The organism is Sphaerisporangium melleum, assembly GCF_014646695.1.
GTDB lineage: Bacteria > Actinomycetota > Actinomycetes > Streptosporangiales > Streptosporangiaceae > Sphaerisporangium > Sphaerisporangium melleum.
On the sequence record NZ_BMNT01000019.1, the window covers coordinates 135,635 to 149,849 of the forward strand.

The following is a 14,215-nucleotide window of genomic DNA, read 5'->3' on the forward strand; positions in this document are numbered from 1 at the left end:
AGATTCGGGATCCGGTGGCGGGGATCAGCGGTCTGAAGTAGTTCAGATAGCATGCGAACCATGGCGACGAAGAGTTTCCCGTACAGTGCTTTCCTGCGCGGGCCCTCGCAGGTGCTGCCCTCTCTCGACGACGCGGATGTGATCCTGGAGCGGCGGGACGACGAGAACCTCATCCTGATGCGCGCCGAACGCTTCGAGGCGAGCGTCGCCACCCTGCGCATCGCCGCGCGCGCCCTCGCCATCCTCGCGCGCCGCAACAGCGGCCTCGCCGAGGATGTGCTGCGCGAGGAACTGCCATGGACGACCTGGCTGCCCGAGACCGAACGTCACGCCTGCGTGAGAGAACTGCTCGACCATCTGATCGCCGGCGCCGACACGGGCGAACTCGTCCCGTTCAGCCGCGCGCTTACCTCCTGGCGGTCCACCGCGATCGCCTGGAGCGATCCGCGCCTCGCTCACGAGCTCCAAGGCCCGTTCCCCGGCGACGGCGGCGAGGCCCTCCGTCCTGCGGCTCCCGCGGAATGACCCGGCGAGGAGACGAGGTGCCCACATGGAATCGCCGCGGCGGGCCGGTGGCGCGCCGCGGCGAAACGCGGGTTCGTGCGAGCCCGCCAGGCAGGGCGGGTGGGTCAGTCAGCCGAGCAGCGGACGCACCTCGATGCCACCGCGCCAGGTGCCGGGGCTGAGCTTGGCGATCTCCACGGCGTGGTCGATGTCCCGGGCCTCGATCACGGTGAAGCCGCCGAGCACCTCCTTGGCGTCGATGAACGCACCGTCGGTGACGCCGTCGCTGCGGACGGACTTGGCGGTGGTGCTGGGGTGGAGGGCGTACCCGGCGACGATGCTGCCGCCGAGCTCCTCGATCTTGCCGGCGTACTCGCCGTGCGCCTCCAGCTCCTCGGCCGGCGCCTCCGTCCAGTCGGCCGGGGCGGGGGCGTAGAGCAGAACCGCGAACTGAGCCATGTCAGGCTCTCCTTTCATCGTTGTCAATTCCATTTACCGCGAACCGGCCACCAGGCCGCCGGGTTTGTTTTCCCGGGCAATGCTACGGACCGATTCATTTGCCCGTCCCGATATCGGGGTATTCGGTGGACGAATAGGGGTGCGGTCGGGGTGGACCGCCGGGGCCGCGGCGGTCCCGGCGATCCGCTCCGCTAGGCGTCCGCGCGGCCCACCGCCACCTCGTCGCGCACGGCCTCGGTGGCCGCATGCGGCTGGACGTCCGCCTCCGGCTGGGCGCCGCCCGCCTCGCCGCCCTCCGGGGCGGCCGGGGGCTGCCCGAAGGCGGGCAGGTCCTTCAGCACGACCGCGTTGAGGACGGCGATGCCGAGGACGACCAGCGCGCTGATGGCCGCGACCACGTGCAGACCGCTGGTGAACGCCTCCCGGGCGGGAGCCAGGAGCGTGCCGGCGATCTGCTCCGGCAGCCCGCCGGCCGCGGCCGAGGCGCCGGCGATGCTCTCGCGCGCGGCGCCCGCCGCGGCCTCGGGCACGCCGGCCGGGATGGCGTCGGCCACCTGGGTCCGGTAGACCAGGGTGCCGATGGTGCCGACCGTGGCGATGCCGAGCGCGTAGCCGAGCTCGTTGGAGATCTGGGCCAGCGACGAGGCCGTGCCGGCCTTCTCCGGCGGGACCGAGCCGACGACCAGGCCCATGCCGATCGTGAGCAGCGGGCCGCCGCCGAGGCACCAGATGGCGTACCCGATGATCAGGCCCGGCACCGAGTCGACGAACGCGAGCACGGTCAGGCCCGCGGCCACCAGGACCAGTCCGCCGCCGATGAGGTGGGCCGGCTTGATCTTGCCGCCGAGCTGCGGCCCGACGGTGACGCTGACGATGCCGAGCACCAGGCCGGGCACCAGGCCGAGTCCCGCCTGCAGCGGGGTCAGCCCCGCCACCGACTGGAAGTACTGCGTGATGAACAGCATCGTGGTGCCGGTGAGCCCGCTGTAGAGGAGCATGCTGCTCAGCTCGGCGTTGAACATCTTGTTGCCGAACAGGCGCAGGTCGAGCAGCGGGTCGGCCAGGGTGCGCTGGCGGCGCAGGAACACCGCCGCCATGACCAGGCCGATCACCACGGCGACGACCGGGCCGGCCTGCCAGCCGAGCCGGGCGAGCTCCTTGATGCCGTAGATGACCGGCAGGATCGCGGCCAGGGACAGCGCGACGCTGAGCAGGTCGATCTTCCCGGACTGGGGGCTGCGGTACTCGGGCAGCAGGAAGGGGCCCGCCACGAGCAGCAGCACCATCGGCGGGACGCCCAGCAGGAACACCGAGCCCCACCAGAAGTACTCGAGCAGCACGCCCCCGACCAGCGGGCCGATGATCGCGCCGATGGAGAACGATCCGGCCCAGATGCCGATGGCGCTCGCGCGCTGCTTGTCGTCGCGGAACATGTTGCTGATCAGGGACAGCGTGGACGGGCCGAGCGTGGCGCCGGCGATGCCGAGCACGGCCCGGGCGAGGATCAGCGTGATGGCGCTGGTCGAGTAGGCCGCCACGATCGAGGCGACGCCGAACGCCGCGGCGCCGATCAGGAGCAGCTTGCGGCGGCCGATGCGGTCGCCCAGGTTGCCCATGGTGATGAGGAAGCCGGCGACCATGAACCCGTAGATGTCCACGATCCACAGCTGCTGGGTGCTGTTCGCGCCGAGCTTCGCACTGAGCTCGGGCAGTGCGAGGAGCACCACGAAGATGTCCAGGGCGACGATGAGGGCGGGAAGGCACACGACGGCCAGGCCCACCCACTCACGTCGTCCGGCCTTCAGCCGCACGTCGTCGGTCACATTCTTGTCCTCTCTTCGTCGGCCGACACCGCCGGGGGTGGCCGATTTGAGTTGGGTGGTGCGTTTCGAAGGGATGCGCTCGATATCAGGCCGGTTCTCCGGACTCCATGGGACAGGGGCGACCGGCCACGGGTTTTTCCGGCAGCGGCGCCCCTTTCTCAGGATCCGACATCGGGCTGATCACACCGGCGGCGCCTGCGGGGTGGCCGGAACCCGGACGAACGGAGCGCCCAGGGAACGCCACCAGAGGACGCGGCGGGAGACCGAGCGACATTCCCGCACACCCCACCTCGCGAGAAGAGAGAAAGCGGGGACATGAACGGGCCGCGCCGACGGCCCGGAAATTCGGCCGGTACGCGATGAGGGCATGGTCATCGCATCCGGCCGACGTACGTTACTCCGGACCTGGCCGGCAGGGCACGCCACACGACGAAACTTCGCGGGTAAAGCCGAGTCAAGTCGTCCTGTCATGCCGGTCGGCACACTCCTTCCTGCTGACGGTGGCCAGCCTGCGGCCATCCGCCGATGCTCTCCCCCAGCATTGTCTCGTCAGCCATGCGGCCGTACTTCTTCCAGATTGCTCTGTACGCGGGCGTCGCCGGCGGTCAGGCGACGACGGCGAGCGGGCGCCCGGCGGGAGCGTCCGGCCCGGCCCCGGCGATGTTCGCCCTGCCGAGGTTGCCTCTGGTGAGCAGGCCGGCGAGCACCTCCGCGGCGGCGGGGCCGCCGTCACGTAACGCGGCGGCCACCTCGGCCAGGTCGCGTGCCACCGCCTCCAGCACGGCGGCGACCGGCTCGGCGTTCTGCCGAAGGATGTCGCACCACAGACCGGGGTCCCCCGCGGCGATGCGGGTGGTGTCCCGCAGCCCCGGGCCGACCATGGACAGCATCGCCGCGCCGGCCCCGGCGAAGTGGGCCGCGAGCGCCGCCGACACCACGTGGGGGGCGTGCGAGGACGCGGCGACCACCTCGTCGTGCTGGCCGGGGTCCAGTACGTTGACCCGCGCCCCGCACATCTCGACCAGCCGGGTGACCAGCGCGACCGTCTCCCGTGGCGTCCCGGCCCTCGGGCACAGCGCCCATGGGCGTCCGGCGAAGAGCTCTTTCTGGGCGGCGGCCGGGCCGGACGTCTCGCGTCCGGCCATCGGGTGCCCGGGGACGTAGGTCGAGAAGTCGCATCCCGCCCGCTCCGCGCCGGCCACGACGCCCGCCTTGGTGCTGGCCACGTCGGTGTAGGCGGCGCCGAGCCCGCGGGCCTGGGCGTCGCGCAGCACGGCGGCGATGGTGGAGGGCGGGGTGGCGACCACCACCACGTCGGCCGCCGGGGTGGCGGGCGACAGCGGCACGCCCGCGCCCATGCGCACCGCCTGCGCCAGCGAGATCTCGTCCCGGTCGGTCAGAGCGACCTGGACGCCGGCCTGCCGCAGGCCGAGGGCGATCGAGGTGCCGATCACACCGGTGCCGATCACCGTGACGCGGCGGATCTTCGGCGAGCGCGGCACGCCGATCGCCGTGACGTGCGTGGTCGAGGCGTCCGCGGCCATCATGCTCACCATGGCGGTGCTCCCTTTCTTCGCTGCTTCGCCGTCCGTGGCGGATCCGGCGGTTTCTCCGGTCGCCGTCCGGTGCTTTTCCCGGCGGTTCTCCGGTACCGGATTCTCCGTGCGGCGGTATTCGGATTCACCGCCGCGCACATCACCTACTGTGCGGCATTCCGCGCGCCGGGAAGGTGGCCGGAGCAGGCAGCAAACTGCGGACGGGCATCCGTTTCCTGCCATCGAACGGCTGGACACGCGAGACCGGGGCCGCGGTGGTTCACCACGCCCGCCCGCACCCTGAGCGATTCGCGGTGCCGGGCGCCTGCCGGAAGCGGGTCGTTGACGGCCTCGGCGGTTTTCTGCTGGCATTGACTCGATTCACGCAAGGTGCGGGGAGCCGGCCGGGAATGACGGCCGCCGAACGCGTGCACCCGTCATCCACTCCGCGAGGACGAAGAGCAGCCCCATGACAGACGAACGGCCGTTACCGCAGATCGACACCACGACCCCGCATTCGGCGCGGGTGTGGAACTACTGGCTGGGCGGGAAGGACAACTATCCGATCGACCGGGAGGTCGGCGACCAGGTCCGCCAGGTGTACCCGGGGATCGTGGACGTGGCCCGCCAGTCGCGGGCCTTCCTGGGGAGGGCGGTGCGCCATCTGGTGGGTGAGGCCGGCGTCACGCAGTTCCTCGACATCGGCACCGGCCTGCCGACCGGCGACAACACCCACGAGGTCGCCCAGCGGGTCGACCCCGCCTGCCGCATCGTGTACGTGGACAACGACCCGCTGGTGCTGGTGCACGCCCAGGCGCTGCTGACCAGCACGCCGGAGGGGGTGTGCGACTACGTCGACGCCGACGTGCGCGAGCCGGAGTACATCCTGGAGCGGGCGGCCCGCACCCTGGACTTCGAGCGTCCGGTGGCGCTGATGATGCTCGGCATCCTCGGCAACGTGTGGGACGACGCCGAGGCGATGGACATCTGCGAGCGGCTGGTGAAGGGGCTCGCACCGGGCAGTTACGTCGTCATCGAGGACGGCACCGACGCGGTGGACCCCGAGGCCGCCGCGCAAGCGGAGAAGACCCGCGCCGAGGCGGGCGACCCGTACAAGTTGCGCACCGCGGACAAGCTCGCCGCGTTCTTCACCGGCCTGCGGTTGCTGGAGCCGGGCGTGGTGTCGGTGACGCACTGGCGCCCGGAGACCGGGCCGTGGAATCCGGCCGACGAGGTCACCGCCTTCTGCGGCGTCGCGGTGAAGCCCTGACCACCGGCTGAAAGGGACCCTGCCCGATCGGGCGGGGTCCCTTCGGCCGCGGTGGCGGGGTCAGACGGTGGCGGGGGCGAACTGGCCGGGGCGGCGGCCGGCGCCGGCCGGGCCGCGGTAGCACTGGGCGATGTCCAGCCAATGGTCGGCCTCGGCGCCGACGGCGGTGACCGCCAGGTCGTCGCGGTGACGGCGCCGGGTGGCGAGCAGGCAGAAGTCCACGGCGGGACCGCTGATGCGCTGCTCGGCGTCCTCGGGCCCGAACGCCAGCAGCTCGCCGGACGGGAGGGTGAGCTCCCAGCGGAACTCGACGGGGGGCGGGGTGAGGCCGCGCGCCTGGTAGCCGAAGTCCTTGGTCAGGATCGCGAAGACCACCAGGTGCTTGATCCGGTCGGTACGCTCCAGCTCGACCCCGAGCGCGTCGGCGATGTCCTGACCGTGCGCGAACTGCTCCATGATCCCGGCGCTGGCCAGGATGATCGGCGGCAGCGGGTTGACCAGCCAGGGGACCACCTGGCCGGCCGGCACGGCGGCCAGTGCGTCCACCACGAACGACCGCTCGGCGCGCCAGCGGGACAGCAGCACCTCGGGGGTGTCGCCGGCGTAGTCGGCGAGCGCGGCGTTGACGGCGCCGTCGAAGTTGTGCTGGGCGGAGGCGGTCACCGCCGTGAACTTCTCCGGGTCGGCGGCCGCGGTGCCGGCGATCCGGAAGATGAACGCCAGGTGGGCGATCTGGTCGTGGACCGTCCATCCCGGCGCGGGGGTGGGCAGGCTCCACTGCTCGGGGGTCAGTCCGGCGACCAGGTCGTCGAGCCGGTCACCTTCCGCGGACAGGTCTGCGAGCACGACATCCAGCTCGGACACGTTCTTTCCTTTCACCGGGTCATCTTGGTCAGGTCAGGTGGTCACTGCGTCGCGGGGCGGGTCGCCGGCCACCGCGCCGGCCGCGGCGGAGGGCGGCGGCGCGATGCGCAGCCGTCCGCCGATGTGGCGGGCGGCGGTGAAGGCCGACCAGGAGGTCAGCTCGACCAGCGCCCGGTCACCGGGCGTCTCGGCGCGGAAGCCGGCGATGACCGAGGCGTCGACCTGGTAGGAGGCGAGCGCGGTCAGCAGCGCCAGCCGGCCGGCCGGGTGCAGCCCGGGCGGCAGCGCGGCGATCGCGTCGTTCACCCAGGCGCGGCTCGGACCGCGCGGCGCGCCGTTCCAGCCGGCCAGTTCGGCGGCGACCAGCTCGCGGACCGGCTCGGGCACCGAGCGGCGCCCGGCCTGCTCGAAGGCCGCGGCGGCGCGGGAGAAGGCGCCGGCGACGAACGGGGCGCCGTCGGCCCACGCCAGGTCGGCGGCGGGCGGCGCGGGCGGCAGCAGCACCAGGGACGCGCCGGGCGCGGCGGCCCGGCGGGCGGCCGGGCGCATGACCAGGCCGAACAGCCGCATGGCCGTGCCGCGTGCCCGGGCGGGCAGCTGCGGCGGCAGCGGGGACTCGCCGAGGAAGACGTTCACCATGCGGTTGAGGTAGTGGAAGGTCACCGCGACGGCCGCCAGTTCCCTGGCCGCCTCGGGCGGCGCGTGCGGGTCGAGGGGCGCGGCCCCCGGAGCGTTCGAGGCGGCCCACGCGGCGACGCGGCGCAGCGCCGGGTCACCGATGGTCTCGATGTGATCGCCGTCGACGCGGCTCGCCGGGCGGCCGGGCGCCAGGCCGTCCATGGTGGCGCGGTGGACGTCCACGCAGTACGGGCAGGCGTTGCCGGCGGACACGGCGGTGGCGACCGCCTCCTTGACCGATCGGCCGACGGTCCCTGCGGCCAGCAGCGACTCGCGCAGCATCGCCCAGGCGGCGGCGAGCGGCTCGGGGGCTGGCGAGTGCAGGATGAGGGGCGGGGCGAGCATGCCGAACTCCCGCTCGGCCTGGGCGTACACCCGGGCCACCAGCCCGTCGGCGTCCTTCGGCCGCACCGGCGTGACGTGCCCGATCTGCGCGAGCACGCCGGGCAGCATCACCCTGCTGAGCACCTTGCCCATCGTCTGCCTCCCTGTCGGGCCGTCTTCGCGCGCGGCGCGGCCCGGGCCGTCGTTCGTGGTCGCCTTCGCGGGTTCCCCGCCCGCCGGCCGCCTCCGTCGTGGACGGCGGAGGCGGCCGGCGGGGCGTGGTCACCGGCGCATCAACTCGGGGACGAGGGGGGCGGCGGCACGGCGGGCGGCGACGCCGCCGTTCGGGGCCGGGGCGCCGTAGGTGACGTCGATGCCGCGCTCCTGGGCGGCGGCGACGATGCCGGGGATGGCCCGCTCGGCCAGGGCCGAGATGGTCATCGCCGGGTTGACGGTGAGCGCGCCCGGCACGGCGGAGCCGTCGGTGACGAAGATGCCGGGGTGCCCGCGCAGCTCGTGGCGGTCGTCGAGCGCGGAGGTCGCCGGGTCGTCGCCGATGCGGCAGGAGGACAGCGGGTGGACGGTGTAGGCGCCGACCACGTCGTTGGTCCAGGCGGCGACCTCGGCCAGGCCGTCCCGCTCGAGGATGTCCTTGCACTCGGCGTCGGCCAGGGCCCAGGCGCGCAGCGTCTGCGGCGTCGGGTCGTAGCGCAGGCGGCCGACGCCGAGCATCTGCTGCGACAGCCGGTCGGCGTTGCCCCGGGCCGGCGGCGGGCCGAAGACGCCCTCGTTGTTGTCCTCGATCATCTGGAAGATGATCAGCCAGGACCGCCAGCGCTTGAGTATCTCCTTCTTGTCCACGCCGAACCAGCTGATGCCCTCGGCGCCGGGGACCTGGGCGAGGATGGTGCCGAGGCCGGGCGGGAAGTAGAGCTGCTCCAGCGAGAAGCGCTCGAACTCCGGCAGCGAGCCGTCCAGGCGGTCCCAGTTGGCGACGACCGGGCCCTTGCCGATCTGGTTGGCCTCGTACGCCAGGCCGTTCTCGCGCTCCAGGCCGAGCACCTCGCGGACGCGGTCCTCGTTGATGATGGCGGTGTTGAGCCGCTCGCCGTTCCCGGAGAAGTAGCGGCCGACCGCGTTCGGCATGGTGCCCAGGTGCGGCTCGCTGCGCTGGAGGATGACGGGGGTGGCGCCGGCCCCGGCGGCGAGCACGATGATCTTGGCTTCGATCGTGCCCGAGCCGGTGGTGATCCGGTAGTCCTCGTCGTCCACGATCTGGTAGTGGACCTGGTAGGCGCCGTCGTCGGTGCGGGTGATGTGCTGCACCTCGTGCAGCGGGCGGATCTGCGCGCCGTGCGCCAGCGCCGCCGGCAGGTAGGTGAACAGCAGCGACTTCTTGGCGTCGAAGCGGCACCCGGCCATCATCCAGTTGCAGTTGACGCACTGCGTGGGGTCGATGGCGGCCGGCACCGGGTTCGCCGTGCGCCCGGCGTGGTTGCACGCCGCGGCCCACAGACCGCCCGCGTAGGAGACGTCGTTCCAGGTGTTCTGGTGGATCGGGATCGACTCGGCCACCCGGTCGTACCACGGGTCGAGGGTGTCGCGGTTGACGGCGGCCGGCCACATGCGGCGGCCGATGCTGCCGTGGCGCTCGAAGACGAACCGCGGCGCGCGGGGCATGGCGGCGAAGTAGACGACGCTGCCGCCACCCACGCAGTTGCCGCCGAGGATGCTCATGCCCTCGCCGACGACGAAGTCGAAGGCCCGGGTGTAGGAGGAGCCGAGCTTGAAGTCCTGGTCGAAGTCCTCGCCGGTCAGCCACGGGCCCCGTTCGAGCACGACGACCTTCGCCCCGCCCGCGGCGAGGTGGTAGGCCGCGATCGCGCCGCCGAAGCCACTGCCGATGACGAGGACATCGGTGCGTTCGGTGCTGGTCATGCGGGACTCCCTGATGGCGTCGTGTCCGGGTGCAGGCGGGCCAGCGGCCGGCCGTAGGAGTAGTGGTCGAACCGCCACAGGCCGTCGGGACCGGGCTTCTCGATGCCGAGGGCGAGCAGGCCCGGATGTCCCTGGGCGATCGCGTCGGCGGTGTGCATGTGCGCCGCCGAGTCGAAGGCCATGTTGCAGAACAGCGCGAGGCTCACCCACAAGGGCTTCTCGGGGTTGCCGGGCAGGGTCAGCCGTTGCACCAGCTCGGTGCGGTGCTCGAACGGCAGCGCGACGAACGGCGGCACGTCCTCGTCCAGGGTGAGGCCGTGCTCGGCGGCGAGGGCGCCCGCGTGGACGTCCAGGGCGGAGGCGAGGTCGTCCAGGGCTTCCGACAGACCGGTCGCGTCCCACTCCAGCAGTTCGAGCGCGCCGGCCTGGACGGCGCCGCCGCCCGTGGTGGCGCCCGCGATCGCCCGGTCGTCGGGCGACCGCTTCTCGCCGGGGACGATCGTGTCCGCGAACGCCTCCAGCGTCATCGTCGTGGCCTGTCTCCCCTCAGGGGCTGGCGACGGCATACGCGCTCTCCTTCGTCGGTCCAGGGCCGTGAGCTGACCTGTTCAACGGTCTGTCACGTCCGTCCCCGCCGCATCTTCTGAGTTGCTTTCACATTTCCCCTCGTTCTGGGGCGGGCGGAAAGCGGATATCTGCAGGCAGGGGGGGCTTAGGGGTTGTCCCGAAGGGGGTCGCGCCCAATTCTGATGGCATGGCCGAGTGCCGTCGAAGTGTCGTCGTTGAGCGTCGTCTTTCCCGGAATTCACACGGTGACCGGGTGGGGTCCATTCACTGCAGTGAGGTGTGAGCAAGATGACGGAGGCTCGCGAAGACGAGTTCTCCCGTGGCGATTCGGGGTCAATTCCGCGTACACCTCCGGTGCACGGGAGGAGCAATGGATAGCGCAATCGAACAGGCCGTCCTCCGGGTGGTCAGAAGCATGCACGAGAACCTGGGTGAGCAGCTGACCATCAATGACATGGCGCGTACGGCGATGTTCAGCAAGTTCCACTTCTCCCGGGTGTTCCAGCGGGTCACCGGGCTGTCGCCCGGCCGTTTCCTGTCCGCGGTGCGGCTCCAGGAGGCCAAGCGGCTGCTCGCCTCGACCTCGCTGACCGTCACCGACATCAGCCACCGCGTGGGGTACTCCAGCGTCGGCACCTTCAGCTCGCGGTTCACCAGCAGCGTCGGGGTCTCGCCGACCAAGTACCGGCAGCTCAAGAGCCTCGCCCCGGAGACGCCGTACGACGATGCCCTGTACGAGCAGCCCGCCTGCGGGCCGGTGCGCACGACGATCAGGGGGGACATCTTCTCCCCGCTGGAGGACCAGCCGGTCTTCGCCGGGCTGTTCCCCGACCGCATCGTCGAGGGGCGGCCGATCCGCTACACGATCCTGCCCAAGCCCGGCCCCTACGTGCTGGAGGACGTGCCCCAGGGTGAGTGGCACCTGATGGCCCAGGCCATCGCCCCGGGATTCCAGGACCCCCTGGACCTGGTGCCCGGCGGCGACGCCGCGGTCTGCGTCGGCCGGCACGGGCCGATCAGCGTGCGTCCCGGCACGCAGACCAAGGTCGCGGACCTCTCGCTGCGGCCGATGCGGCCGCTCGACCCGCCCGTGCTGCTGGCGCTGCGCGATCTGCTGCCGGTCAACGTCCCCCAGCTGACCCACTGACCCACTGACCGGCTCCGGCGGTCCTCCGCCGGACTCCCGGCCCTCCCGCGGGACCTTCCCGCCCGCCCCGGGCGGGACCCGCCCGCCGGCCGGAGGACCTCCCTCCGCCGCCCCGCGACCTCTCCCCCGTCCGCCCCGCACGCACCGGCCCGGTCATCGGACTTTCGGATCTTTCCCGTCTCCTCCCGGACTTCCCGGGTCGCCTTCCGGACTTTCCGGGTCAGGTCGCGGACTTTCCGGGGTCGGCTCGCGGACTTCTCCGGGTCACCTGCCCGGACTTCTCCGGTCACTTCGCGGACTTTTCCCGGCGACCCCTTTCCCACCTCCTGCGCCGCTCTTTTCCGCCCTCCTTTTCCTCGGTTCCGCCCATGGAATTCACCGGCGGTTTCCCCGGTCGTTTTCGGCGGGCCGCCGCTCCGGCGGTCCGTCGTTCGCCGCGGCCCCACGCGTCTGTTTCTCCGGGCCCTCGATGCGGCGCGCCCGGCCCGCCGGGATGTACGGGGAAGCGCCGGCGAATCACCGCACTCGCCGGTCGGCGATGAACCGGCTGCCCTACCGCCTGCCGGATATATCAGGAAATCACGCGGAATTGCGGGAGAATGCGAGGAGCGGGCGCCCCCGAAGGTCGCGCCCGCCCCCCTGGCGGATGACCGCCCGTCAGGCCGGGTGGACGGTCATCGGCAGCCCGCCGCGCACCCGCAGCGAGAGCATCGGCTCGGCGACCACCTCGTGCCCGGGCAGCCGCTGCAGCCGCAGGTCGCGGGCCACCATGGCGATCACGAACGTGGCCTCCATCATCCCGAGGTGGTTGCCGACGCAGAACCGCGGCCCGGCGCCGAACGGGATGTAGGCGTACCGCGGCCGGTTCACCGGCCGGTCCGGGTTGAACCGCTCGGGGTCGAACCGGTCGGGCTCGTCCCAGAACGCCGGGTGCCGGTGCAGCGTGTACGGGCTGATCAGCACGTCCGACCCGGCCGGCACGTGGTAGCCGCCGACCTCGTCGTCGCCCTGCGCCTCCCGCGGCAGCATCCACACCGGCGGGTACAGCCGCATGACCTCCTCGACCACCATCGCGGTGTACCGCAGCCGGTGCAGATCCTCGTAGACCGGCAGCCGGTCGCCGAGCACCTCCACCGCCTCGGCGTGCAGCCGCTCGCGGACCTCGGGGTGCCCGTCGATGAGATGGAAGGTCCAGGCGAGCGTGCTGGCCGTCGTCTCGTGCCCGGCGAGCAGCAGGGTGACCAGCTCGTCGCGCATGCGCTGCCGCCCGACGCGCGGGTCGGCCTCCTGCCGGGTCGAGCCGATCAGCCGCGAGACGACGTCGTCCCCGAGGCCCTCCGGGCGCGACAGCCGGTCGGCGACCAGATGGTCGACGATGCGCTGCAGCTCGGCGCGGGCGCGGCGGAAGCGCACCTGCTTGGGCAACGGCACCCACATGGGCACCTTGCTCAGCGTGACCAGCTCGAACATCGCCTGGTCCTGGACGGCCTCGAAGGAGTGCCCGATGGAGCTGAACGCGCCGAGGTCGGCGTCCAGCAGCGTGCGCCCGAGCACGCCGAGGCTCAGCCAGGTCATCTCGTTGACGACGTCGACCGGCTCGCCGCCGGCGTGCGAGCGCAGCCGCTCGACCAGGCCCGCCGCCTCGGCCGCGATGACCGCGTCCATCCGGGAGATGCGCTTGTTCTGGAAGACCGGCTGGATCATGCGGCGCTGCTTGCGCCACAGCTCGCCCTCACTGGTCAGCAGGCCGTCACCGATGGCCCGCCGCGCCTGCACCAGCCCGACGCCCTTGTGGTAGTTGCCGCTGTTGTCGGCCAGGACGTGCTTGGCGTGGTCGGGGTGGTTGAAGAAGTACAGCGTCTTCGGCCCGATGCGCAGCCTCGCGGCGTCGCCGTACGTCGCGGCGAGGTTCATCAGCGCGAGCCGGTCGGTGGCGAGCTTCTTGAACAGCCCGGGGCCGGCCCACAGCGGCGGCCCGGGCGGGACCCGGCGGGCCGAGGACGGCGCCGGGCCGGGCGAGCGGCGGGCGGTCCCGCGGGGGCCCGCCGCCTCGCCGGTGGTGGCCTGCCCCGCGTCCGGTCGTGTGCTGGTCATACCGGCACCTCGCTCCAGTCGGGGCTCATCTGGCGGACCTTGCCCTTGAAGAACAGCAGGCAGTCACGGTCGGTCTGCTGGATGAGGGTGAGGATCCTGCCGACGAAGATGGTGTGGTCACCGCCGTCGTAGGTGCGCCACACCTCGCACTCGAAGCTGGCGAGGGTGCCGTTGAGCAACGGCACCCCGGTCTCCTCCCCCGGAGCCCAGTCGATGTTGTCGAACTGGGCCGCGCCGAGGGGGCGCCAGCGGTTGGCGAAGTGCATCGCCTCCGGCTCCTGGTGCGCGGCGAGCACCGACACCCCGAAGTAGCCGTTCGTGGTGAGGCACTGGTGCATCATCGCGCCACGGTCCACGCAGACCAGCACCAGCGGCGGATCCAGCGAGACCGAGGTGAAGGAATTGGCGGTCATGGCGTGCGGGGTGGCGCCGCCGGTCGTCACCACGGTGACGCCGGTGGCGAACGTCCCGAAGGCCCGCCGCAGCGACTTCGCGTCCGCCACCGGGCGGGTTCGCGTGGATGGTTCGGCGTTCACGCAGTCCTCCTGGCTAGCCGTCGGGGAGCGCCCCTATGAGGCATACGGTTCGAGCGCCCGTGCCAAGGGATCGGGCACCCGGACGGGAACGGTGCGGGTGTTCGGCCCGCGCATGCACGCGATCCGCTGCCGGCCCCGGGCGATCAGGACCTCGCTGCCGTCCGGGTCGAGCCGGATGTAGTCGAAGCTGAACTCGACCTGGGTCTGGGCCAGCTCCTGCAGCCGCATCCTGATGGACAGCTCGCTGAAGGCCGTGATCTCGGCGAAGAACTCGCAGTCGACCTTCAGCGTGAACAGCTTGAGGTCGTCCTGGAGGTCGGCCAGCACCTCCGGCGCCCGATCCTTGAGGAACATCTCCCGGCAGCGTCCCTGCCAGCGCAGGTAGTTGACGTAGTAGACGTTGCCCACCATGTTGGTCTCTTCCAAGCCGACCGTGTGCAGGTATTCGTAGTACTTGCCCATCCCGCTAGGACCGC

13 protein-coding genes are annotated in these 14,215 nt (G+C 72.0%); 3 read left to right on the top strand and 10 right to left on the bottom strand.

The window, feature by feature from the left end; all coding sequences use genetic code 11:
* Window positions 1-60 precede the first annotated feature (60 nt).
* Window positions 61-525 carry a hypothetical protein gene (locus IEY93_RS18285; RefSeq protein WP_189164288.1) on the top strand — a complete coding sequence of 155 codons (465 nt, stop codon included), beginning with the start codon at window positions 61-63 and terminating at the stop codon, window positions 523-525.
* Window positions 526-633: 108 nt separating this feature from the next.
* Here IEY93_RS18285 and IEY93_RS18290 read toward each other — a convergent pair whose 3' ends face one another.
* The 3 genes from IEY93_RS18290 to IEY93_RS18300 all read right to left on the bottom strand — a co-directional run bounded on the left by IEY93_RS18290 (window position 634) and on the right by IEY93_RS18300 (window position 4,342).
* Window positions 634-963 (bottom strand): YciI family protein, encoded by a 330-nt coding sequence (locus IEY93_RS18290; RefSeq protein WP_189164289.1) that lies wholly within the window; start codon window positions 961-963, stop codon window positions 634-636.
* A 191-nt stretch (window positions 964-1,154) separates the two neighbouring features.
* Window positions 1,155-2,786 carry an MFS transporter gene (locus IEY93_RS18295; protein WP_189164290.1) on the bottom strand — a complete coding sequence of 544 codons (1,632 nt, stop codon included), beginning with the start codon at window positions 2,784-2,786 and terminating at the stop codon, window positions 1,155-1,157.
* 605 nt (window positions 2,787-3,391) lie between these two features.
* Window positions 3,392-4,342 carry a prephenate dehydrogenase gene (locus IEY93_RS18300; protein WP_189164291.1) on the bottom strand — a complete coding sequence of 317 codons (951 nt, stop codon included), beginning with the start codon at window positions 4,340-4,342 and terminating at the stop codon, window positions 3,392-3,394.
* A 448-nt stretch (window positions 4,343-4,790) separates the two neighbouring features.
* On the opposite strand from IEY93_RS18300, the gene IEY93_RS18305 reads away from it, so the two are divergent.
* Complete coding sequence (locus IEY93_RS18305) at window positions 4,791-5,591, top strand: SAM-dependent methyltransferase (RefSeq protein WP_189164292.1); 801 nt, start codon at window positions 4,791-4,793, stop codon at window positions 5,589-5,591.
* A gap of 60 nt (window positions 5,592-5,651) precedes the next feature.
* Here IEY93_RS18305 and IEY93_RS18310 read toward each other — a convergent pair whose 3' ends face one another.
* The 4 genes from IEY93_RS18310 to IEY93_RS18325 form a co-directional block, all read right to left on the bottom strand.
* Window positions 5,652-6,455 (bottom strand): TIGR03084 family metal-binding protein, encoded by an 804-nt coding sequence (locus IEY93_RS18310; protein WP_189164293.1) that lies wholly within the window; start codon window positions 6,453-6,455, stop codon window positions 5,652-5,654.
* A 33-nt stretch (window positions 6,456-6,488) separates the two neighbouring features.
* Window positions 6,489-7,610 (bottom strand): carboxymuconolactone decarboxylase family protein, encoded by a 1,122-nt coding sequence (locus tag IEY93_RS18315; protein WP_189164294.1) that lies wholly within the window; start codon window positions 7,608-7,610, stop codon window positions 6,489-6,491.
* A gap of 129 nt (window positions 7,611-7,739) precedes the next feature.
* A complete protein-coding gene (locus tag IEY93_RS18320) occupies window positions 7,740-9,395 on the bottom strand; it encodes a GMC family oxidoreductase N-terminal domain-containing protein (protein ID WP_189164295.1) in 1,656 nt (551 codons plus the stop codon).
* A complete protein-coding gene (locus IEY93_RS18325) occupies window positions 9,392-9,961 on the bottom strand; it encodes a DUF5987 family protein (RefSeq protein ID WP_189164296.1) in 570 nt (189 codons plus the stop codon). The genes IEY93_RS18320 and IEY93_RS18325 overlap by 4 nt, the downstream gene beginning before the upstream one ends.
* 371 nt (window positions 9,962-10,332) lie before the next feature.
* On the opposite strand from IEY93_RS18325, the gene IEY93_RS18330 reads away from it, so the two are divergent.
* Window positions 10,333-11,109: a helix-turn-helix domain-containing protein gene (locus IEY93_RS18330; RefSeq protein WP_189164297.1), complete on the top strand. Its 777-nt coding sequence runs from the start codon at window positions 10,333-10,335 to the stop codon at window positions 11,107-11,109.
* A 657-nt stretch (window positions 11,110-11,766) separates the two neighbouring features.
* On the opposite strand, the gene IEY93_RS18335 is transcribed toward IEY93_RS18330, so the two are convergent.
* The 3 genes from IEY93_RS18335 to IEY93_RS18345 are packed head-to-tail and all read right to left on the bottom strand — an operon-like array spanning window position 11,767 to window position 14,201.
* Window positions 11,767-13,203: a cytochrome P450 gene (locus tag IEY93_RS18335; RefSeq protein WP_189164298.1), complete on the bottom strand. Its 1,437-nt coding sequence runs from the start codon at window positions 13,201-13,203 to the stop codon at window positions 11,767-11,769.
* Window positions 13,200-13,739 carry a flavin reductase family protein gene (locus IEY93_RS18340; RefSeq protein WP_189164299.1) on the bottom strand — a complete coding sequence of 180 codons (540 nt, stop codon included), beginning with the start codon at window positions 13,737-13,739 and terminating at the stop codon, window positions 13,200-13,202. The genes IEY93_RS18335 and IEY93_RS18340 overlap by 4 nt, the downstream gene beginning before the upstream one ends.
* 33 nt (window positions 13,740-13,772) lie before the next feature.
* Complete coding sequence (locus tag IEY93_RS18345; protein WP_189164300.1) at window positions 13,773-14,201, bottom strand: acyl-CoA thioesterase; 429 nt, start codon at window positions 14,199-14,201, stop codon at window positions 13,773-13,775.
* Window positions 14,202-14,215: the final 14 nt, after the last annotated feature.

Excerpts from the sequence above, each read along its gene's own strand:
- IEY93_RS18320 (WP_189164295.1), bottom strand. The coding sequence starts at position 9,395 with ATGACCAGCACCGAACGCACCGATGTCCTCGTCATCGGCAGTGGCTTC.
- IEY93_RS18335 (WP_189164298.1), bottom strand. The coding sequence starts at position 13,203 with ATGACCAGCACACGACCGGACGCGGGGCAGGCCACCACCGGCGAGGCG.
- IEY93_RS18285 (WP_189164288.1), top strand. The coding sequence starts at position 61 with ATGGCGACGAAGAGTTTCCCGTACAGTGCTTTCCTGCGCGGGCCCTCG.
- IEY93_RS18325 (WP_189164296.1), bottom strand. The coding sequence starts at position 9,961 with ATGCCGTCGCCAGCCCCTGAGGGGAGACAGGCCACGACGATGACGCTG.
- IEY93_RS18305 (WP_189164292.1), top strand. The coding sequence starts at position 4,791 with ATGACAGACGAACGGCCGTTACCGCAGATCGACACCACGACCCCGCAT.
- IEY93_RS18290 (WP_189164289.1), bottom strand. The coding sequence starts at position 963 with ATGGCTCAGTTCGCGGTTCTGCTCTACGCCCCCGCCCCGGCCGACTGG.
- IEY93_RS18330 (WP_189164297.1), top strand. The coding sequence starts at position 10,333 with ATGGATAGCGCAATCGAACAGGCCGTCCTCCGGGTGGTCAGAAGCATG.
- IEY93_RS18345 (WP_189164300.1), bottom strand. The coding sequence starts at position 14,201 with ATGGGCAAGTACTACGAATACCTGCACACGGTCGGCTTGGAAGAGACC.
- IEY93_RS18300 (WP_189164291.1), bottom strand. The coding sequence starts at position 4,342 with ATGGTGAGCATGATGGCCGCGGACGCCTCGACCACGCACGTCACGGCG.
- IEY93_RS18315 (WP_189164294.1), bottom strand. The coding sequence starts at position 7,610 with ATGGGCAAGGTGCTCAGCAGGGTGATGCTGCCCGGCGTGCTCGCGCAG.